Raw genomic sequence first — 22,009 nt, 5'->3', positions numbered from 1 at the left:
ACGAAAGATCAATCGGCAAAGGCATTGCGCAGGTTCCAGCCGAAGCGCGCGGTATCGCGCCACCGCTGGATCGCCGCGCGCGGCCAGGAAAAATCGGCACGATAGATTTTGTTGGCATACTCCGCATAGGCCCACGCAAAGGAAGGCGAAACACCGCTGGGACATTGCTCCAAAGGCTCGGCAGCACGGTAACCGTGCAGGAATTCCGTAGCGAAGGCCTTTAGCGTCTGCGCTCGAGCGTCGCCTTCCCTATCGGGCATGCCAACCATCCCGGCATCCAGCCCATGGATTGTCGCAAAGGTGATCAGCGCCGTATAAGTTTCGCCAAGATCGGTCAGGTGGACAGTGTCGGTAAATAGCGAACGCACAACATCGCCCGGTGTCATATTCTCGAAGCCCGCGCGGGAAGCGCTGGTGAGGTAGTCCACAAGTTCAGCCAGGGCCAGGCTCGCCGGGACGAAGCCGATGCCTGATCCACGTTCGCCAGGGGCAGCGCCAGTGCTGGCGGCTTCCACGACGCATCGCCAGACCGACGAAGCCCGCCGCTCATAATCGATCCAGTCGCGTGGGTCTTCCCTGTCGGAAACATTCAGCCACGGCGCCATGAACCAAATCGCCCCTGAGGGGTTGGTTTCGAGGAAGCGGCGCTGGAACTCGTTGAGATAGCGCACTGTCCCCTGCCGCATGAGCGTATCTAGCAGAGAGTGCAGTTCCGTCACGAGCAGAAGATCGTACGACCTGCCCCCAACGGAGGGTTCGCGCCATTCGGCCAAGACATCAACGGGGCCGCCATCACGATCTGTGCCCGAGCTAAACCCGGACCAGGGACGCGCTGGATCGGTCCCCATGGAGCGCTGCTCGAGGGACGAGCCACCAATATTCTGCATGTTCCAGACAATGGGCCGGCTCGAACCAGTGGCCATTTCGGCCAATTTCTCCAGCATGGGTCGATCCGTCAGGCTGTGACCGGATACGAAAAGGCTGGACGGTGCGGCGGTCAATGTTTTGGCCTCAGCCCGCAGAGCCGGCGTCGCCGCATTCTGCACAGCAAGGCCTGACATGGCGACGCTCAAGGCCAGAATTGACAGGAACCGCATCACGCATGGGCCGCGATCAGGCCGGCTCTCTTGCGATAGAGCGTTGCCTCGTCGAACTTCCGGCCGGTGGCAGCAGCGTCACGTACGAGCCCGGCGAGGCGTTTTCGGTCGCGGTCAAGTGCGACGATCAGCGCAGCGAGGCCGTCGAAATCATCCATGCGGCTGAAGGCGCCACCGCCTTCGCCCTCGACAAGGCCCTGCGGATAGGGGGCACCGTAGCCGACGATAGGACAGCCGGAAACCAGCGCCTCGATCAGGCAGCGTGGTGATTCCGCCGTCTTGTGACAAAACAGGAAGAGGTGGCTCTGCCGAAGCCTATCGAGCACCGTTTCGCGGTCTCCCACATAGCCTACGAGCTCGACCTGCCCGGCCAGCCCAAGCTGGTCCACCATCGACCTCATCTGCGGCAGAAGCGGGCCGTCGCCGAGCCATGTCGCGTGCAGATCAACGCCTGCCTGTACAGCGTCATGGATGGCCCGCAACCAATCCTCCGGGCCCTTCATCGCCGCAGCGCGCCCGACATAGGTGATTTTCAACGGCACGCCCGCCTCGACTTGCGCAGCCTTGAGCATAACGTCGGCAGCCGCGATGAAATCCTCCCGCCGCGTATGGACGTCGTAGACGCAGGCCGGGTTGCTTGACGAAGCGGCAAAGGCGTTGAATGTGTCCATGCCCTGGAAGAGCCCGAGCGAAGATCGGCGGACCAGATAGTGGTGATAGATCTTCATGAAAGGCAGCGTCATGCGCTCCTTGAAGCGGCGCTTGAAGCTCATCGTATGCAGCGTATTACGCAGCACGTCATATTCGACCCTGTCGAACCATACGGCAAACTTGCGCCCCTGCCGGATCGCTTCCAACCCGCCAACCGCACCCCAGTCGCCAAAGATGCAGCCAATGGTGAAGCAAAGTCTGTCCGCTTTGCCTACTTCCTCGGCGAGCAGCGCGCGCGTTGCGCGATAGGCGCGCGAAAACGCACCTACCTTGTAGGCGAAAGGCAAGGCCAGGAACCGCAGCCGGTTACTGTCCGGCAACGTATCGACATCGACCCAAGTCACGGACGTGTCGTCCTCTGCATCGCCTTCCATCAGAAGGCCGCAGAAGACCACCCCCTTGAAGCGCTCGGCCCAGCGCGCGAGGCCAGCACAAGTCTGGTCGTCGAGCTGGAGCCCGCGCGGCCCTTGCCGCAACCGCACCATCGTAACCAACAGCAAAGTCTCGTCGCGAGACGCATCGGCGACATCATCCGTATCGCTCGGCTCGACAGTATGTATCAGGCCCATGTGGTGAATTCCTGCCGCGCAGTTTTCGCTTGCACGCCTTTCAGGACCATGGCCGTGACGATGAAACCGGCATCGATGGCAAACCGGCCTTGCAACTGTTCGTCAACACGAAATGGGCTGGCATTGACATGAAACGTCGCCGCGAAGCGCGCCGCCGCCATGTCGAGGCGGATCGAAACAGCGTGAAAATCAATCAACTGGCCACTGAGAGGGTACTGGGTCTTGTACACTGTTTCCTTGGCGCTGAAGATCGCCCGCGCCATGAGACCGCTCTGGCAAGCCGGTAGCGCCTCCAGCCAGTCGATTTCCTGCCCAGTGCAGATCGCATCCATAAGATCATCGTCCAGTGGGCTGGCTGGCTCGATATCAAGTCCAAGCGAGCGGAAACCATGTGCTCTTCTGGCAACCACTGCACCGCATAGCCCGTCGCAGTGACTGATCGAGCCAACTATGCCATCCGGCCAGATGGGAGCGCGGTCGCCTCCGGCGGGGACGGCCTGCGCTGGAATGCCGAGCGTTCGCATCGCCATGCGCGCGCAATCGCGCCCGATAGCGAATTCGCGCCTTCGTTGTTCTACCGCGTGAGATACAAATGCCTCTTCGGCAGGATAGAGGCTTGCAGCCGGCCGTGATGGATCAGCGGTCGCAACGCCAACACCGGGCTCGAATAGTGTAGCGAGAAGGCTCATCAGCCATCTCGCATGCGCTGCATCGCAGCGCGTCGGTCGCCGAGTGCAGCACGGCGCATGGCAGCGCGATCGGCAACCTGGCTAAGCCGCTCGTCGGATTTGCCACGGTCGGCAAGATGCCCAGACAGTGCCGCGACTGTCGGGAAACGGAACAGATCGGTGATGGCGATGTCGGGCGCGATCGACGTCTTCAACTCTCGATGCGCCTGCACCGCCAGCAGTGAGTGACCTCCGAGCGCGAAGAAGCTGTCATTGAGCCCGACGCGCTCAACACCGAGGATGCGGCGGAAGGTTTCGGCGATCTCGCGCTGCACTTTATCGGCTGGCGCCACATAGATCTCGGTTTCGGCCTCGCGCTTTGCCTCAGGCCTCGGCAGCGCCTTGCGGTCCACCTTGGCGTTTGGCGTCAGCGGGAACACGTTAAGCATGACGAAATGCGCGGGCACCATATATTCCGGCAGCGACTTCGCCAAATGAGCGCGCAGGGCAGTCTCGTCGAATTTTCCTTCCCCGAGTCGCAGATAGGCGACAATACGCACATCGTCGGCGCGATCCTCGCGGGCAACAACGATGGTCTCGGCAACACCGGGAAACTCCGCGATCCGCGACTCGATCTCGCCAAGCTCGATGCGATAGCCCCTCACTTTGACCTGATGATCGGTGCGACCCAGGAACTGCAACACGCCGTCAGTCGTGTAGCGCACGAGGTCGCCGGTGCGATACATCCTGCCATCGGCGAAGGGGTTCGCCACGAAGCGCTCACGAGTCAGATCCTCGCGACCGAAATAGCCTCGCGCCACACCTTCGCCACCAATGACGAGTTCGCCCGCCATACCAGGCGCGACCGGACGCAACGCCGCATCAAGCACATAGAGTTGCGTGTTGGCGATCGGCTTGCCGAGCGGCACAACGCCCTCGCCGATGTCGGCCGTCATGGTCGACGACCAGATGGTCGTTTCCGTCGGGCCATACATGTTTTCAACTGGCGCGGAGGTCGTCTTGCGCAATTCGGCAAGCAGTGAGGCCTGCAACGCCTCACCGCCAATAAGGAGATGGCGGACCTGCTTGAGAGCTTGCCTATCCTCTTCATTGACCAAGAACATGCGCGCCATGGACGGCGTGCACTGCAGATGTGTCACGCCATGAGCCGCGATATCGGCCGAAAGCGCACTCTGCGGCATCGTTTCGCCTACGTCCATCCCGCGCGCCCGGGCGACCACCTCGGCCAGCGGCTTCAACCGCTCCAGCACGATGTCGCTCGGGATGCCATAGTCTATCAGGCAGGCAACCTCGTCGACCCCGATGGCCGCGATCTGGTCGACGCGCGTGAGAGCGTCCTCAACCGTGCCGAACAGGCCGCTGTCTTCGAAATAGCGCAGGAAGGCGAATTCGAGGATAGCGTCGAGTTCGTCGGCCTGCAGCGACTGCAGGTCAATGTCCATCGGCTGGACCACGCCCTGCGGCTTCTTGAAGGCTGGGAAGGCCCAGGCATATTGCTTGATGAGCGCTGCGGCACTGCGCAGATAGTCCTTCATTGGACCGCGCGCACGCTCCCGCACTTCCTCACGATCCTCGCCGAGCAGCGTGTGCAGCATCAGCGTGACCTTGTGCGCGCTCGGGTCGTGGCCCGCTTCGGTGAGCGCCTCGCGATAGACGCGGATCTTTCCAGCAAGCTCGTCGATCGACTGGCCGAGCAGATGGGTCAGCACATTCGCGCCCAGGCGGCCCGCCTCTCGATAGGTGTCGGTATTGCCTGCCGTGGTGATCCAGATCGGCAGTTCCTTCTGCACAGGTCGCGGCAGTGTAACCACGCCGATCTTGCCCGCACCGAAATCGAAGTCGACCTTCTCGCCACGCCATAGGCGTCGAACCGTCTCGATATCGCGCAGTAGGGCGGCCTTGTTGTGCGGCGGAGCGTTCTCCGGCCGCAACACGAAATCCTCAGGCATCCAGCCAGAGGCGAAGGCCAGGCCAACGCGACCATTGCTGATGTTGTCGAGAACCGCCCACTCCTCGGCGACGCGTGCCGGGTGGTGCAGCGGCAGAACGCAGGAGCCGGCGCGGATCGCCAGGTTTTTCGTCACTGCAGCGACCGCGGCTCCTGTCACCGCCGGATTTGGATAGGGGCCTCCAAAGGCGTGGAAATGCCGCTCAGGTGTCCACAACGCCTGGAAGCCATGCTCGTCGGCGAACTTTGCGCCTTCCAGCAATAGCCGATATTTTGCCGGCCCTGCTCCGTCGTCATTGCCCCAGTAGAACAGGCCGAAATCCATCGGTGCCTTACCGCTTGCGCGGCGGCGCCCCGCTGTCGGTGCCGCGTTCTTGTGGTCATGCACCTCGCTTGCATGGATCACCACCTTGAAACCACGCGCCAGCGTCCAGAAGAGCTCCAGCACCGAGATGTCGAAGGACAGGCTGGTGACGGCGAGCCATACCGGCTGCCCGGCTTCGTCGATCGTAATGCGGTCGTCCATCCCGACGAAAAAATTCGCGATGTTGCGATGCTCGACCATCACGCCTTTGGGGCGTCCTGTCGAACCCGACGTGTAGATCATGTAGGCCAAGTTGGCCGAGGTCACACCGCTGCGCGGCCGCTCGGCACTACCTGGAGCCGCTAGGATGTCTTCAATGTTCACGCGCCGGGCGCCGTCGACGGCCAGTGCCCCGTCGAGCGCTCGCTCGCTGAGCACCACCGGTGCGCCGCTGTCTTCAACCATCAGGGCCAACCGGTCGGCCGGGAACATCGGATCGAGCGGCACATAGGCGCCGCCTGCCTTCTGAATGGCCAATGCGCCGATGACGAGTTCTGGCGAACGCGAGACATGCAGGCCAACCAGCGTGTCCGGCTTCACGCCGAGCTCGATGAGGCGGTGGGCGACGCGGTTGGCCTTTTCGTCGAGCTCGCGATAGCTCAGCGAACGGTCGCGGAAAGAGACCGCAACGGCATCGGGCGTCAGCTCGGCTTGGCGCTCGATCAGCGTGTGGACGCATATGGTGCGATCGTGGTCGCGCACGGTCTCGTTCCAGCCGTAGAGCACTCGCTGGCGTTCTTCTTCCGACATCAGCGGAAGATCTGAAACCTTGTCGCCACCTACAAATGTGCCTGCGAAAATGCCCAATCGGGAAAGCATGTCCGCAAGGTCGCGATCCGCGATCCGAGCACGATCGGCCAGCACGAGCATCTCGTCCTCGCCGAGCACAAATGTCAGCGCCGTGCCATCGATGAGCGTTGCCCGGGAGGGTGAAGCGGCTTCAACCAACCCAATGGTCAAGCGCGGAAGGGCCAGTCCGGGAACGCGCTCCGCGAGATCGGACACATAAGTGCCGCCCTCGCGCAGCTTCCCCAAAGCTTCATTTGTCCGGGCCACGAATGACCCGACTGCTTCGCCATCCAACGACTCGATGCGGAACGGAGCCGACTTCGCGAAATATCCGGGAAACTGGCTGTCCAGTGCCACGACGGCATCCGTCGCATAGGCGATGTCGAGGGAATCCTGGCCGGAGAAGCGCACTAGGAAAGCCGCGATGGTGGCTGCACGCGAACCTGCCGGGATCGGCAGTCGCAACGGCTGCGCGATTACCTGCGCGCCGCCGTCAGGTGACCATGCCTTGACGTCGGGCAGGTCGATATCGCGCGCAGCGGCAAGCGCCTCGCGAAAACGCCTCTCATGGGGGGCGGCCCGGGCGACTGCCTCGTCCAGCGCCTGCTCTTCGGCATCGGTCAACAGCGGCAGGCGCATCCCCTGATGAAGGCAGGAACTCAGCGTCTTGCCCGCATTCCGCGCAAGGCCAATTCCCTGCACCAGCACCTGTTGGTCCGCCGCGGCAATGACGGCGCCGTCATCAGAAACCGAAATCACCGTGCTTGCGGGTTGCCCGTCGGCGTGGCCGAGGAGCTCGAACTTCGTGATGGCGAACAGGCCGTCTTCCGTCCGGATTTTCGCGCAAGCCAGCGGGTTGGCATAGCCCGAACCGAAATCGAGCCCGCGCACCAAACGCGACAGGGACTGCGCGTCCCGATCGATGCGCAGCGTTCCGGCCACCGGTGGGCGACGGTCCCTGGCATAATAGGTTCGCTGCGACAGATCCTGCGGCCGCGGCGTAAGCGTGCCCGCTTCGATGGCGAACAGCATCTCCTCGAAGGTCGCGATGCCGGCTTCGAAGCATCTCGTATTGAGGGTGAGTGCCGTTTCGTCCGAGCCGATCTCGACCATGCGCTGGGTGTAGATTTCACCCTCGTCGACCCGTGCCGTCAGCGCGTGCCAGGTGACGCCGTGGTTTGCTTCGCCTTCCAGGATGGCCCAGGCCGGCGCGTTGAGGCCGGCATAACGCGGCAACGGTCCGTCATGGAAATTCGCCGCACCTTGCCTTGCAGTTTGCCAAAGCGCATCGGGAATGATGCGCAGATTGGCGGCACTGAAAAGCCAGTCATAGTCAACATTCGCAAGCTGCCGCTCGACATTCCCATCAAAGGCGCAGAGCGAAAGATCAAGGGCTTGCGCCCAATTTCGGATCGACGCGCTGTTCGTCACGATCATTGCGATGGCATGGCCGTGCGACCGCACGATCTCAGCGCATTGCACCAGAAGCGACTCGTCCCCGATCAGAACGCATTTCAATTGCCCCGAAGGCATGTGGCCCGACCCCGTGAACTGCGATTGTTGCGGCATCTGTATACGAATTGATCTAAACAAGAATGAGCATACCCTCCCTGTTTTCCATCAAGACTTCAATGTTTGGTTAAGGCTGTTTCATTGCAGTGGAGTCAATATCGTGGAACTCGCCGCAAGTGTGTCCTCGTGACGGAAAGCTTAACGTCGTTTTCATTTCCCTGTTCCTTAGAATGAATTTGCCCTGCAGAACGGATAGATATTGGCTGGTGTTGCGGTCGGGGACGACGCATCGACAAATGCCAAATGGAATAACGGACATTTTGTGATGCATGAAACCGATCAGATGTCTCCGAATGACATCGCCATTATCGGCATGGCGCTTCGCGTGCCCGGCGCGCGAAATGTCCGCGAGTTTTGGGACAATTTGCGCGGCGGCGTGGAATCCATCCGCGATGTAACGGAAGAAGAACTGCTGGCTGGCGGTGAGTCCGCCGCGCGCATCCATCTGCCGAATTATGTGCGCCGCACCTCCGAACTGCCAGGCATGGAGATGTTCGATGCCGAATTCTTCGGGCTGAGCCCCAAGGAAGCGGCGATCATGGATCCCCAGCACAGGCATTTCCTGGAATGCGCCTGGGAGGCCATGGAAGATGCCGGGCGTACGCCGGATTCGAGTGCCGGTCCCGTCGGCGTCTTCGCTGGCTGCGGCATGGGCTCCTATTTCTATTTCAACGTCTGCAGCAACCGCCAGCTCGTCGACCAGGTTGGTATGTTCCTTTTGCGCCATACCGGCAACGACAAGGACTTCCTGGCCACCCGCGCCTCGTTCGCCTTCGACCTTCGCGGTCCGAGCATAAACGTCCAGACCGCCTGCTCGACCTCGCTCGTTGCAATTCATACCGCCTGCCAGAGCCTGCTTGCCGGCGAATGCGAAATGGCGCTGGCTGGCGGCGTCACGATCGAGTTGCCGCACCGGCGTGGTTATCTCTTTCAAGACGGCGAAATCCTCTCGACTGACGGCCATTGCCGCGCCTTCGACCATCGCGCTGACGGCACCGTTTTCGGCAGCGGCGCCGGCGTGGTCGTCCTGCGGCGGCTGACCGACGCGATCGCCGACGGCGACATCATCCACGCTGTCATCAAGGCGACAGCTGTCAACAATGACGGCAGCAGCAAGGCCGGCTATCTCGCACCGAGCGTCACCGGCCAGGCCGAGGCGATTATAGAGGCGCAAGGTCTCGCCGGTGTCTCAGCCGATGACATCCAATATGTCGAATGCCATGGAACCGGCACTTATCTCGGCGATCCGATCGAGATCGAGGCGCTGACCCAGGCCTTCCGGCAGAGCACTGTCCGTACCGGCTTTTGCCGTGTAGGCTCGGTGAAATCGAATATCGGCCACCTCGACACTGCTGCCGGCGTGGTCAGCATCATCAAGACGACGTTGGCGCTCAAGCATGGCGAAATGCCGCCGACGCTGAACTTCGAAAAGCCAAATCCGGCCATCGACTTCGCTCGCAGCCCGTTCATCGTCAACGACAAGCTGACCTCCTGGCCAAGAGGCGCCGGTCCGCGACGTGCGGCAGTGAACTCGCTGGGCGTCGGCGGTACCAACGCGCATGCGATACTTGAGGAAGCACCTAGGCCAGTTACCGGTGCAGCGAGCATGGGCGAACGGGAGCCGCAGCTCTTCGTGTTTGCCACCAAGAATCGCAAGGCGCTCGACCGTGCGATGGAGCAGGTCGGAGAGGAATTGGTGCGACAGCCATCACTGGCGCTTGCCGACGTCTCCTACACCTTGTTTGCGGGCCGAAAGCATTTTGAGCACCGCCGTGCCATCGCGGCACGCAGCCGCGACGAGGCGACCGCCCTACTCTCTGGTACCGACCCAAAGCGCGTCCACAGCCACAGCACTATCGAAGCCGCAAATGCCGTATTCCTATTTCCCGGCGGCGGGGCGCAGCATGTGGGCATGACGCGCAGCCTCTACGGTGAGGATGCAGGATTTCGTGCGACGGTTGATGAGGGCTTGAATTATCTCAAGCCAGAAGCCGCGTCCGAGATCCGCCGCGTCTGGCTCACCCGTGACACCGACCCATCCCAGGCGGCCAGCGATTTCCTGCGGCCTTCTGTCCAGCTTCCCGCCATTCTGATCGTCGAAATTGCCATCGCCCGCCTGTGGCTGCGCTGGGGCATCAAGCCATCGGCGCTGATCGGTCACTCGATGGGCGAGAATGCCGCCGCCTGCATCGCAGGCGTCATGAGCTTCCGCGACGTGGTCAATCTCGTTCGCCTGCGCGGCGAACTGTTCGACACGGTCGAGGCCGGCGGCATGCTGTCAGTTCCCTTGTCGCCCGAAGCGCTTTTGCAATACATGAACCCGGCCCTCGACCTCGCCTCGGTGAACGCACCCGAACTCTGCGTGGTTTCGGGCCGCAACGAGGATCTGGAAGCACTGCGCAGCAGGCTCGCCGAGCACGGCATCGACGCATCGCGCATTGCCATCGACATCGCAGCGCATTCGCAGATGCTGGACCCGATCCTCGACCGCTTCGAAGCCTTCCTCCGCAGCATCGACCTGCGCGCGCCGACCATCCCAATCGTCTCGAATCTGACCGGGGAATGGCTGAGCGAGGCTCAGGCGCGCGACCCGCTCTACTGGGTCCGGCATCTTCGATCGACCGTGCATTTCGCCAAGGGCTTGGCCACGCTTTCGGCGCAGCCGGGGCGTGTCTATGTCGAGGTCGGCCCGAGCCGCGCCCTGTCGTCGCTGGTCAAGCTCCAGCCGGGCATCGAGGCGAACCAGGTCATCAACAGTCTGCCGCATGCCGACGATGTCACCGACGACCGCGTGCACTTCCTCGCCGCGATGGGCCGCGCCTGGGCGACCGGTCTCGACTTGAGCCTTGCCAGGCTATGGGAGGGAAGCGGCGCGCGGCGCGTGTCGCTACCAACCTATCCGTTTCAGCATCAGCGCTACTTCATCGAGCGCAGTGTCGCAGCCGCAGCAAACGACAGCGAGCAGGACTTCATCGGCAAGCTGGCTGATATGGCGGACTGGGGTTACCGGCCAAGCTGGAGACAGGCTTTGGCTGATGTAGCGAGCGACGCAGACGCCCAGCCTGCTTCGTGGCTAATCTTCATGGACGACACCGGCCTTGGTACAGCGCTGGTCGAGAGGCTTCGCGCCAAGGGACATCGCGTTGCGACGGTCAAGGCGGGCGACGGCTTTGTTCAGCATGGTGCCGGCGACTACACGCTATGCCCAGAGCAAGAGCGGCCAGGCTATGACGCGCTGTTTTCAGGGCTCGCCGGCGACGGCGGTGTCCCGGAGCGCATCGTGCACCTCTGGCTCGTAACGGGTGAAGAAACCTTCCGGCCGGGCTCCAACTTCTTCAACCGAAATCAGGAGCGAGGCTTTCAGAGTCTGTTCTTCACCGCACAGGCCCTTGGCGACATCGAGGGCCTAGAGCCGAAGATCACGGTCGTGACAAACGGCATGCAGCGGGTGGGCAGCGAGCCCCTGCCCTACCCGGAAAAAGCGACCGTCCTTGGTCCCGCGCTCGTCATGCCAAAGGAGATGCACGGCGCCACGGTCCGCATCATCGACCTTGAATTTTCCGCGCCGATGCTACCAGATAAGGGCGGCTTGTTGCGGTCACGGAAGCCGACAAGCGACTTCGCCACCTCGCTGCTGGGCCAACAAATCGAGCAGTTGTGGGACGATATCTTCGCGTCGCCCGCTTCTGAAACGGTTGCTTATCGAAAAGGCAGGCGCTGGGTTCGCAGCTACGAAAAACACCCCCTCTCCGTCGCCAACGCAGATGCCAGTCTGCTGCGCGAAGGCGGCGTTTATCTGATCACCGGTGGCCTGGGCGATCTTGCGCAGGTCATCGCGGGCGAACTGGTGTCACGTTACCAGGCGAAGCTGGTTCTGATCGGGCGCCTGGCACTTCCGCCGCGGGGTGAGTGGGCAAATCAGACCCTTCCGCTTTCGCGCAACGACCGCACGCGCCGCGCCATCGAAGCGATCCAGACCTTGGAAGCAATGGGCGCGGAAGTGCTCTACATGACGGCTGACGTAAGCAACGTCGAAGAGATGACGGTGGTAGCCGAAAAGGCGCGCGCCACCTTTGGCGACATCAATGGCGTGTTCCACGCGGCGGGTCTCGTAGACGACAATCTGATCCAGTTGAAATCGCTGGAGGAGATGGAGAATGTGCTGTCGCCTAAGCTGCACGGCACCGTGGTCCTCGACCAGGTTTTCAAGGACAGGCCGCTCGACCTCTTGGTGCTGTTTTCGTCGACCAGCACCGATACCGCGCCCGCCGGCCAAGTCGATTACGTCGCCGCCAATGCCTTTCTCAACGCCTTTGCTGAGAGCCGCTTCTCCGATCACGCCCGAAAGACCGTTGCCTTGCACTGGGGCGTCTGGAACGATGTCGGACTGGCCGCGCGAGCCACGGGTCAGACCGTCCAGTTGGAAGCGCCAAACCCACATCGTGGCTCAGCACAGGGCCCGTTCTTCAACCAATGGGTGGAGGACGCACAAGGCGAGGTGTGGCTTGAGACACGAATTTCGCCCCGCAGCCATTGGATGCTCGACGAGCATCGGCTCGTGTCAGGTCAGGCCATTCTGCCAGGTACCGGCACGATCGAGATCATCGCGCAGGCGATCAAGGAATATGGCGCCGATCAGGGACAAGAGATTGCAGATCTCTTCTTCCTCCGTCCGCTCGAGGTCGACGACCGGGGCGAGAAAATCCTGCGCGTGCGACTGGCGGCGGACGGCGACATCAAGCGCGTGTTCGTGACCGCCGCCGATGCCGAAGTGGTGTCGGAAGGTTTCACCCTCCACAGCGAAGCGACACTGCGCAAACGTCGCGCCAAGCCACATGCAACCGAAGAACTGGCAGCAGCGTCGGCGCGGTTGATCGCAGGCCAGCGCGCCGAGGATGGAGCAGCACTACGCTCCGTCCAGGAAGCCCACATCCGCTTCGGTCCGCGCTGGCAAGTGCTGCGCTCGCTTGGTCGCGGGGACCGGGAAGCCTTCGCCGAACTCAGCCTCGACGGGGCCTATCGCAACGACATCGCTGCTGGCTTCATCGCGCATCCGGCGCTGCTGGATATCGCTACCGGATTTGCGCTCGATCTCGCGCCCGGCCATGCCACATCGCACGCCCTATGGGCGCCGATGTCTTATGGCAGCATCGCGCTGTTTAGGACACTTCCTGAAACGATCGTCAGTTGGGCACGGCTTAGCAAAATCTCCGATCTCGGCGACGGCTACGCATCCTTCGACATCACCATTGCCGAACCGGACGGCAGCATCGTTGCGGAGATCGAACGTTTCGTGATGAAGCGGCTCGATGACGATCTTGCTTTGGCAGCGTCGCATAGCGTCGATCGCGCGCGCAAGTCTGCAGGCGATGACAAGGAGCAACTCTCGCCAGCGGCTTTGCAGCTCGCCGCTCAAGTCAGCCAGGGCATCCTTCCCTCAGAAGGCTTCGAAGCGATGATCCGCGCGCTCCGGAGCGGTCAGCCGCAACCGATCGTCAGTTCGATGGATCTTGGCGCGTTGCGCAAGCGGGCAGCGCAACCGCGCCTGGAAATCCAAGGCTCTGGCGAGGTCTTCGAGCGTCCCGACCTCGACAATGACTACGTCGCGCCGCGAGACGAGATAGAACGCACCCTTGCAGGTTTCTGGACCGAATTGCTTGGTGTCGAAAAGATCGGCGTGCACGACAGTTTCTTCGACATCGGCGGCCATTCTTTGATCGCGGTGCGCCTGTTCCGCATGATCAGGAAGCGGTTCGCGCTCGACCTGCCGATCTCGGTCCTGTTCGAGGCCCCGACCATCGCCGAGTGCGCGGCGCTTATCGGCGAGCAGGCCGTGCCGCTTTCTGCCAAGACGGAAGGCGGCGCCGCTCCGGATGACAAGAAGATCGAGAAGGCGACCCACCTTGTCGCCATGACTTCGGGGCGCTCGGGCGGCGCAACGCCGTTCTTCCTGTGCGCTGGCATGTTCGGCAATGTACTCAATCTTCGACAGCTGGCCATGCAACTCGGCACCGATCGACCGATCTATGGGCTCCAGGCGCGTGGCCTCTATGGAGAACAAGAACCACACGACAGTCTCATTGCGATGGCGCGCGATAATCTGAAGGAGGTCCGAGCCGTCCAACCGCACGGCCCGTATCTGTTGGGAGGGTTTTCCGGCGGGGGTCTCGTCGCATACGAGATGGCGCAGCAGCTGCGCGACCAAGGTGAGGAAGTCGCACAACTGATCCTGCTGGATACGCCCTTGCCGACGCAACCTCCGCTATCTTTGCGCGACAGGCTCTTCATGAAGGTTCAGGACCTGCGCCGGGAGCGCCTGAACTTCGTTGCCAACTGGATCGGCGACCGCCGGCGTTGGAAACAGCAAGCCGGGGGCCGTGCCGATGCCGAGCGGGCTGAGCAAGCCTCCGAGCAATTCCACAATCTGGCGATCGAAACCGCTTTCCGCATGGCGCTTCCCCGCTATGAGCTGAAGCCCTATGCGGGAAGGGTGCTGCTGCTTCGGCCGAAGCTCAACGTCATTTATCGCCTGAGCGGCGGGCGTATGCTGCAAGACGGCCGCAACATTGCCATGGCCGACAATGGCTGGACGCCCTATGTCGCCGATCTGACCGTGCAGGAGGTACCGGGAGACCATGACGGCATGGTGCTTGAGCCTTTTGTGCGCATCCTTGCCGACCGGATCAAGAAGCGGCTGAAGGAACCGTTGGGTGGTGCGGTCTACGGCATGGCAGCCGAGTAGCCAGGGTCGGAGCATGACCGCGAAGAGTGCAAACAGGCACTAGTCAGTCGTTGCCGTCTGCTGGACGAGCGGCACGCCGAAAAGCTCACCGATCAGGCCAGTTTCCGCTGCGAGCGTATAGTCGGCTGCGATCACGTCGAAACGCGCACCATTCAGGTTGATCTCCGAATTGGCGAGGTCGGCGATCGCCCTGATCTCGTCGAAGGTGGAGCGTTCGCCCACTTTCCGCTCCGCGCGCACGCCTTCGAGACCCGACGCGGCGTTACGCCTTTCTGCCTGAGCCAAGCTGAACATTCGCCCTGCGACCGCGCGGCGATCGAACGCGGTACGGATCGCTGCGGTCACGCCAATTCGTGCCGCATCGGCTTCGAACACCGCCGCACGGTTCTCGTCATTGCGTTGCCTGATGGTCGCACTGACCCGCCCACCGGTGTAGATCGGCATGGAGAACCGTACCTCGCCACGCCCCACGACATTGCGGTCGACGCCGGGAAGCGTATCCTGGCCACCGCCTATGCTCAGTCCAGCCGAAACGGTCGGCAACAAGTCACCTTTCGCCCCACTGACACGGGCCTTGGCAGCATCCGCGCGCGCAGCACGCTCCCTGACGCGAGGATTGTTGTTGACCGCCAATTCGATGAGGTCCTGTTCATCGCTCGGTAGGTAAAGCTTGGCCACAGCCGGCAGTTTGGTCTCCGGCGAAACGCCAAGCCGCAAGGCGGTGCGACTTGCTTGGGCAATCAGCAGTCTGGCACGCTCACGCTCGACAGAGAGGCGTGACAACTGGCGTTCGACATCGTCCACGTCCACGCGGCTGGCTGCTCCCGCCTTCATTTCTGTCTCAATGCCGCGTTTGAGTTTGGTGAGAAGGGCTGCCTGCCGGCCCAGGATCTCGACCGCGCCTTTCTGCCGGTGAACCTCGATAAGAGAAAGCGCCAACTCATAGGCTGCGGAGACCCGACGGTCGTTGGCGACCTCGCCGCTCGCACGATACTCAGCTTTTGCCGCGGCCACAGCGGCCTGTCCCCTGCCGCCTTGAAACAGAGGGAAGTCGGCTCTCAGCGCATAAGAATAAGCATTGCCGGTGGTACGGGTGTCGAAATCGTCGCCATAGCCGGTCGCGACGCCAGCGCTCGCCTCTATGCCCACATTTGGCAACATCGTCGCCCGCGCCCGCGCTATATCCTCGCGCGCCGCATCGCGCCGCGCGTCGGCGGCAAGTATCTCAGGATTCGTGTTGATCGAAGTGAGGCCACCAACGCTACCGGTCACGACCTTGTCGGTCTGGGCGATGGGAGCCTGCCGCACGGAGCCATTCGCGCATCCCGCCACTGCAAGGCAGGCGCTCAAAACCGCCACTGTCGTTCCGTAGTAGGACATTAGCGACGCCAACCCGTTACCTTTCCGACCACTTCTTCGCGGCGGATCAAGGCCAAACCGCCAACTGTAACCAGGTGGTAAACAAACACGGTTAAGGCATGGTAAACGGTACGTTGCCACCCTACCCGGCAAGGCCATATCGGGAACCTCGTGCGAGCATACGACCTCAGCCTTGGGGGGCAATGTAGCCTCGTCAATAGGCACGTCAGCTCAAAGACTTACAAATCAACACGAGAACGCTAAAAACCGGGAACAGAGTTCTCCTCGGCCTTATTCTAGGCCAATGCCACCACGGTGGTAATCGAGGCGATGGTCAGACTGTTGCGCAGGGCATTCAGCCAGATCGGATTGTGGAAGACATCCTGATACCAGCGCAGCGAATAGCCTGGCGTTGGCAGCACCAGAAGCGTCTCTGAGGTAAGCGACACTGGGATCAGCACCAACAGCGGCAATAGCATGAAGGCGAAGACAAGCGCTGCCGAAACACGCACGAAAATCGTCCAGCCTCGCCCAGATGCAGCGCGGTGTGTGTTCATGTCACTCTCCTGATCATCGGGCCGATGAGGCGTTGGCTCAGCATCACCAGCGCTAGCATGCCGCTCAACAGCCAGGCGCTGAGCGCCGAGGAAAGCGACCAGTTAATCGACTGGTTGGTATAGAAGGCGATAAACGAGCTGATCATCTGGTCGTTCGGGCCGCCGACAAGCGCGGGCGTGATGTAATAGCCGATCGACAGGATGAAGACGATGAAGCCGCCTGCCCACATGCCCGGCACGGTGAGCGGGAAGATGACGTGCATGAAAGCGCGTACCGGCGGCGCCCCAAGATTGGCCGCGGCCTGGAAATAGTACTTCGGGATGGCCCTGATCGAATTGCACAACGGCAGGACAAGGAACGGCAGCATCACGTGCACTATGACCAGGATCACGCCGAAGCAGTTGAACTCCAGCTGCAGCGGTGCGCGCCAAGATGGACAGCCAGAACAGCACCAGCACCAAAAGCATCAGCCAGCCGGCTGTGCGCGGGGTCGCCATGGCGATGACCCACGCAACGGGGTAGCCGATAACGATGCAGATCAGCGTAACGGTAAACGAGATCGTCAAGGTGCGCAGGAAGATTGGCAGGAACAGAGCGTCGTTGCCGGACTTGAGCACGAGCGTGTCGGCTTTTCGCTGCACATCGATCGCAGCGAGCAGGAAGGTGGAGGTCGCCACCCCAGTCTCGTGCCTCAGAAGCTTCCAGGTCGCCGGAGCGCCCCATTTTTTTTCGTCCGCTTCGACCAGCTTCGCCTTCGCCTCGGCGGGCGTGGCCGAAGTCAGGTCGCGCGCGATCGGCGGCTGCCTTGCGCTCGACAGTGCGCATGCCAGGCTCCAGCGCATTCAGGCGACGTCCGAGGATCGCAGCCGCATGCGCCGAGGCATTCAGATCGGAAACGAGCGCGGCATAGACCGGCTCGCCCGGCAGGCCTTCACCGTCCCATTGGGCAAGTGCGGTCGCCGTTGCCGGAATGGTGTCGGTGATTTCGGACGTGCTGGCGCTGCGCAGCAGGAATGAGACGATGGGATAGAAATAGAAGGCAAGCAAGAACGCAAAGAGGGTTGCGATCAGCAGCGAGCTGGACGCCCACCTGGTTCGCATTGTCCTAGCTAGAATGGTCACGTCTTTCTCCGAGAAGAGCGGCGGCCGCCGTTCAACGACCGCCGCCAGCATTGGGAGGATGCTTAGGTATTCAGTTCGGCTATTGCGCGGCCCAGGTGTTGAAGCGCTCGGTCAGGCTGTCCAGGTTCTCGACCCAGAACTCGTCGTCCACCGGCACTGTGTTCTTCAGGCGATCGGGGATCAGCGGAAGCTGCGCCTTGACGTCATCGGAAAGGTGATCGAGCGAAGCCAGGCTGGTCGAGCTGTAGAAGGTGCGCTTGGTATATTCCGCCTGAAGCTCGGGATGCTCGTCGATCCCACGCGATTTTAAAGTTCTTCTTGTCGGTGGCGTTGGTGGTAGCGATACGGCCGTTCCATGCAGTGGTCATGACAAACTCGCCGCTGGCGAGACGGCTCAGGAACTCGGCACCCGAATTCGAAAGCAGGATCTCCCTCTTGATCGAGCCGAGCTTGGCAAAGGCACGATTGACACCTTCCGGTGTGCGCAGCACCTTGTAGACTTCGCTGACCGGAACTCCGTCGCCCATCAAGGCAACCTCAAGCGCACCCTTCGGCGTATTCCACAATCCGCGCTTGCCGGGGAACTTGGCGGTGTGGAAAAAATCTGCCCATCTGGTGGGGGGTGTACTGGCGAAACGGTCGCCGTCATAAGCCAGAATGTTGCCAGCGGTGTACAAGCCGTAGCCGCACTCGCTGTGGACGTGGTCAGCATATTTGGACTTGTCGATCTGGCTCCAGTCGAGCTTTTCAAACAAGCCTTCCTCGCAGCCGATTACCGCTTCCGCCGATTCCTGATCAAGCAGATCCCAGGTCACATTGCCGGACTCGACCACGCGGCGAACCTTGGCCAGCAAGGGGGTCTGGTCCTCCAGAACCTTTTTGCCAGTTGCCTTTGGCATAGGGCTCGAAGTTGGCCGCGCGCTGCGCATCCTGACCGACCCCACCCCATGCAACGATGGTCAGGTCGCGCACTGACGCCATGCACGGCGCCAGCGCGAATAGGCCCGCTGCGCACGCAACTGTGGCTACGTATTTCTTCATGTCCTCACTCCCTTATTGCGCCCGGTTCCGGTGATGGAAAAACTTCGGCGCGAGACCGGCGAGACCATCCATCTGGCGGTTCTGGATGATGCCGAAATTGTCCTGATCGAACGTCTGGAAAGCCCGCATGCGGTGCGCCATGTCGAGCCGCTCGGGGGCCGCGCGCCGGTGCTTGTCACCGCAACCGGCAAGGCCATGCTGGCGCAGATGCCGGAGGCGGACATCGAACGGAACTATGGCGAAGCGGTCAGGGCCGACAGCCAGGCGAGTGCTGTGTCAGCGGCGTTGCCGCTCAGTGACCTGCTCGTCGAACTGCGCGACATCGCATCGCGCGGCTATGCCACCACCGCCTCATGGCGCGACGGCGTGTTTGCAACGGGCGCCGCAATCAGCGGGCCGGACCGGCGCCCTATCGCCGCGATCAGCATCTCGACGCCTGCCGCGCGCGCCACCGTTGAAGCTCGCTCAGCACATGCCCAACTGATCGTTGCGGCCGTGGCTCAGATCGCCGAGCATCTGAACTGATCCCTGCGATAACCTCGGCGCTTTGGGCTATGCGTTCTCGCAGACGCCAAGCAGGTGCTCGACTTCCGATCGCAGCCGGGCCTGCAAACCAGATGCCGGCTGAACCAGCGGCGCAAGGACATCGGGCGCGTCAACGCCAATCAGGTCGAGCACCGACTTCAGCGGCCCCGGATTGGTTTCGGCAAAAGCCAGGTTGATCAGGGGAAAGAGCTGCTGATGCAGCCGCAATGCCTCCCTGGTCCGGCCTTGGGATGCGAGGTCGAACATTCGCCGCCAGGCACGCGGCAAAAAACTTGCCGTGACGACGATGCCGCCATGCGCCCCGGCTGCGACATGCAGTGGAAACAGGCTGTCCTCTCCGCTGAGGACGGCGAAATCCTTGTCGACGCCGGCGACCACACGAAGGAAATGATACATGTCGGTGTTGCAGACCTTCATGCCGATGATGCGCTCGTGCCGAGACAGCAGGTGCGTCACCTCAGGGTCCAGCGCGATGCGGGTACGGTAGGGAATCTCGTAAAGCAGGATCGGCAGCGGCGCTTCATCGGCAAAGCGCAGGAAGTAGTCACGCAGGCCTGCCTGGGTTGGATTGGTGTAGTAGGGCGTCACGACCAGAAGGGCGTCTACGCCGGCGGATGCGAAGTCATGCGCTGCCGCAAGCGCGTCGTAATAGCCGGGGTCGAGCACGCCAGCGATGACAGGCACCCTGCATGCGACGCACTCGACGCAAACCGATGCCATGCGAATGCGCGCCGCGCGCGACAGGGCTCCGTATTCCCCGGTTCCGCCGAGAGGCAGCAGGCCATTGACGCCTCCCGCCAGCAGATAGCCGACGAGTTTCCTGGTGGCCGCTTCATCCACGCTTCCGTCCGAGCGCACCGGCGTCGGAATGGCTGGCAGGATGCCGGTCAATTGGGATGCGTTGAGCATGGGCTGCGCCTTAGACGAAAGATGATGCTTGGAGGGTTCCGCCTCCAGAGGCGGCACGACAAGGGCTAGGCGGCGGCGACGTAGGGCGCTGGATCCACGGCGTGGCGCGCCAGCGGATGCACGTTGACCTGAATCATCCAGGGAAACGCCGGCAGCCCGGAGATGATGTCGTGCAGTTCGGTGGCATCCCTGGCCCGCCACAGCCCCCAGTTCTCGAACCGCGCCGGCACGCGCCACATCCGCACGAGATGACCTTGCTTGATCAGTTCGGCGGCGTGTGCCCGCTCCTCGACGATGATCCGTTCCTTGAGCTCCGGGTCCATGTTTTCGGACCATTTGAGCGTGATATTGACTAGGAATTCCATGAAGCTCCCCTGACGTGTCTGTGGGTGGCGTTGGCGATGTCGGCAAGCACGGCCGCGGCCGTGTTGTGGCCGGGGATGCCGGTGACGTAGCCGCCGGGCCAGGTGCCCGACGCGCTCAGATAGAGGCCATCCAGCGGCGTTCGATAATCATTGGCGGCAATATGAGGGCGCGCGCCGAACAGGTTGTTGGGCAGCATGTCGCCATGGGTGATGTTGGAGCCGACGAGTCCGAGTTCACGCTCGAGATCGACCGGGCTCATGAAATGATGGCCGACGATCCGCTCCTTGAGATCCGGCAGCAAGCGACTTAGCACGTCGATGCAGCGGCGGCCGAAGACTTCCTTTTCGGCATCCCAATTGCCCTGGCGCAGATCGTGGGGTGCATGCCAGACATTGACGCTCAAGATATGCTTGCCTGCCGGTGCGAGTTCCGGCGACGAGACGCTCGGGATCAGCCCCCACATGATCGGCTCGTCGGACGGTACGCCGCGGAGACCGTCGAGTACGGCATCTTCGATATGCGCGAGCGACGAGGCAATTCGGAACTGAGTTCCGGCGACCTGCTCCGAGCTCACCCCATCAGGCAGGCCGCGATAGCTCGGCAAACCATCCAGCGCGAGGAACATCTTGAAGGCCGAGCCACGCATTGTCACCGCGGCAACCTCGCGACGCATTTCAGCCCCTACGGCAGCGTCATCCAGCATGTCGGCAAACAGCGTCCGTGGATTGATTGCCGAGATTATCCGCCGTGCGCGGAACTCCCGCCCTGACGCAGTGACGACGCCGACGGCACGACCATGCTCGTGCAGCACTGAGGCAACCCGCGTGTTGATGTGGACCTCGCCGCCATGCGCAAGCAGTACGCTTCGGAGAGCATCAATGATTGCACCCATGCCGCCGATCGGCAGGCCGGTCGAACCACGCAGCGCGGTCCGCCTTGGATCGTTGGCGTCGAGCGCCGGCGACGATGCGAGCGAAATCGGCCGCATCATCAAACCGATGGCAGTACCAGGTGCCGAAGGCGGCGCCAATGTCGCGTTGAGCGCAACCATGCCCAGCAGCGCCTTGGCCTGTTCGGAGCGGAGATTTTCGTCGAGCAGTTCGCGCAGGCTGCCGAGGAACACCTGCTCAAACAGGCGCTCCTGAGCCAACGGCACATTCCGCGCCATCGCAGCAAGACTGCGCGAGGGCTCGAACACCGAGACGCCGAGATGGCGGCCAAGCTCCTCCAGTCGCGATAGCAGGCTGCTGTAGCGGGCGGCCTCCCCCGGGGCAAAGGCGTCGAGCTGGGCAGCGACCGCGTCGCGGTCGCGCCAGCCGATGAAGCATCCCTGTGGAAAGGCATGGACGACGTTGGGGTCGGTGCGGTGGAAACGCAATCCGTGACCTTCGAGGTCGAGGTCACGGAGAATTCGCGGCTCGAAGGACCCGGGCGAATTGGTGATCGAGCTACGGAAGCCAGGCAGGAACTCGATGGCGCCACATGGCCCTCCGAGGATATCCCGCGCCTCCAGTACCGCGACTTTCAGGCCGGCCTTCGCCAGATAGCCGGCCGCAACGAGGCCGTTGTGGCCTCCACCAATGACAATGACGTCCAGACCGGCGCCCGTATCCTTCGAAGCCATCAT

The 22,009-nt window shown here is 62.2% G+C and carries 14 protein-coding genes; 2 read left to right on the top strand and 12 right to left on the bottom strand.

Features of this window, described 5'->3' with window-relative positions:
* Window positions 1–8: 8 nt before the first annotated feature.
* From IHE39_RS14175 to IHE39_RS14160, 4 genes are read right to left on the bottom strand one after another with little or no spacing between them, the layout of a single operon-like run.
* A complete protein-coding gene (locus IHE39_RS14175; RefSeq protein ID WP_192566895.1) occupies window positions 9–1,061 on the bottom strand; it encodes a hypothetical protein in 1,053 nt (350 codons plus the stop codon).
* A 35-nt stretch (window positions 1,062–1,096) separates the two neighbouring features.
* Window positions 1,097–2,377 carry a glycosyltransferase gene (locus tag IHE39_RS14170; RefSeq protein WP_192566894.1) on the bottom strand — a complete coding sequence of 427 codons (1,281 nt, stop codon included), beginning with the start codon at window positions 2,375–2,377 and terminating at the stop codon, window positions 1,097–1,099.
* A complete protein-coding gene (locus tag IHE39_RS14165) occupies window positions 2,368–3,066 on the bottom strand; it encodes a 4'-phosphopantetheinyl transferase family protein (RefSeq protein ID WP_192566893.1) in 699 nt (232 codons plus the stop codon). The genes IHE39_RS14170 and IHE39_RS14165 overlap by 10 nt, the downstream gene beginning before the upstream one ends.
* Window positions 3,066–7,604, bottom strand: a complete 4,539-nt coding sequence (locus IHE39_RS14160) for a MupA/Atu3671 family FMN-dependent luciferase-like monooxygenase (protein ID WP_246485478.1) — start codon at window positions 7,602–7,604, stop codon at window positions 3,066–3,068. The genes IHE39_RS14165 and IHE39_RS14160 overlap by 1 nt, the downstream gene beginning before the upstream one ends.
* A 400-nt stretch (window positions 7,605–8,004) precedes the next feature.
* Here IHE39_RS14160 and IHE39_RS14155 point away from each other — a divergent pair, with 400 nt between their 5' ends.
* Window positions 8,005–14,481, top strand: a complete 6,477-nt coding sequence (locus tag IHE39_RS14155) for an SDR family NAD(P)-dependent oxidoreductase (RefSeq protein ID WP_192566891.1) — start codon at window positions 8,005–8,007, stop codon at window positions 14,479–14,481.
* A gap of 39 nt (window positions 14,482–14,520) precedes the next feature.
* Here the strand turns inward: IHE39_RS14155 and IHE39_RS14150 are convergent, their stop codons facing one another.
* The 5 genes from IHE39_RS14150 to IHE39_RS14130 form a co-directional block, all read right to left on the bottom strand.
* Window positions 14,521–15,861: a TolC family protein gene (locus IHE39_RS14150; protein WP_192566890.1), complete on the bottom strand. Its 1,341-nt coding sequence runs from the start codon at window positions 15,859–15,861 to the stop codon at window positions 14,521–14,523.
* 275 nt (window positions 15,862–16,136) lie between these two features.
* Window positions 16,137–16,397, bottom strand: a complete 261-nt coding sequence (locus IHE39_RS14145) for an ABC transporter permease subunit (protein ID WP_192566889.1) — start codon at window positions 16,395–16,397, stop codon at window positions 16,137–16,139.
* Window positions 16,394–16,789 carry an ABC transporter permease subunit gene (locus IHE39_RS14140; RefSeq protein ID WP_192566888.1) on the bottom strand — a complete coding sequence of 132 codons (396 nt, stop codon included), beginning with the start codon at window positions 16,787–16,789 and terminating at the stop codon, window positions 16,394–16,396. Before IHE39_RS14140 ends, IHE39_RS14145 begins: the two co-directional genes overlap by 4 nt.
* A complete protein-coding gene (locus tag IHE39_RS14135; protein ID WP_192566887.1) occupies window positions 16,786–17,520 on the bottom strand; it encodes a hypothetical protein in 735 nt (244 codons plus the stop codon). The genes IHE39_RS14140 and IHE39_RS14135 overlap by 4 nt, the downstream gene beginning before the upstream one ends.
* Before the next feature lie 203 nt (window positions 17,521–17,723).
* Window positions 17,724–18,374, bottom strand: a complete 651-nt coding sequence (locus IHE39_RS14130) for an extracellular solute-binding protein (protein ID WP_192566886.1) — start codon at window positions 18,372–18,374, stop codon at window positions 17,724–17,726.
* Window positions 18,375–18,594: 220 nt separating this feature from the next.
* Between IHE39_RS14130 and IHE39_RS14125 the strand changes: the two genes are divergently transcribed.
* Complete coding sequence (locus tag IHE39_RS14125) at window positions 18,595–19,086, top strand: IclR family transcriptional regulator (RefSeq protein WP_192566885.1); 492 nt, start codon at window positions 18,595–18,597, stop codon at window positions 19,084–19,086.
* A gap of 27 nt (window positions 19,087–19,113) precedes the next feature.
* On the opposite strand, the gene dapA is transcribed toward IHE39_RS14125, so the two are convergent.
* The 3 genes from dapA to IHE39_RS14110 all read right to left on the bottom strand — a co-directional run bounded on the left by dapA (window position 19,114) and on the right by IHE39_RS14110 (window position 22,009).
* Window positions 19,114–20,016 (bottom strand): 4-hydroxy-tetrahydrodipicolinate synthase, encoded by a 903-nt coding sequence (dapA, locus tag IHE39_RS14120; protein WP_192566884.1) that lies wholly within the window; start codon window positions 20,014–20,016, stop codon window positions 19,114–19,116.
* Between the two features lie 65 nt (window positions 20,017–20,081).
* Window positions 20,082–20,381 carry a muconolactone Delta-isomerase gene (locus tag IHE39_RS14115; RefSeq protein ID WP_192566883.1) on the bottom strand — a complete coding sequence of 100 codons (300 nt, stop codon included), beginning with the start codon at window positions 20,379–20,381 and terminating at the stop codon, window positions 20,082–20,084.
* Window positions 20,369–22,009: a phytoene desaturase family protein gene (locus IHE39_RS14110; RefSeq protein WP_246485477.1), complete on the bottom strand. Its 1,641-nt coding sequence runs from the start codon at window positions 22,007–22,009 to the stop codon at window positions 20,369–20,371. The genes IHE39_RS14115 and IHE39_RS14110 overlap by 13 nt, the downstream gene beginning before the upstream one ends.

This window comes from Aminobacter carboxidus, assembly GCF_014863355.1.
GTDB classification, from domain to species: Bacteria; Pseudomonadota; Alphaproteobacteria; order Rhizobiales; family Rhizobiaceae; genus Aminobacter; species Aminobacter carboxidus.
The sequence above is the reverse complement of the archived record's forward strand: the minus strand, read 5'-3'. Positions and strand labels throughout refer to the sequence as shown.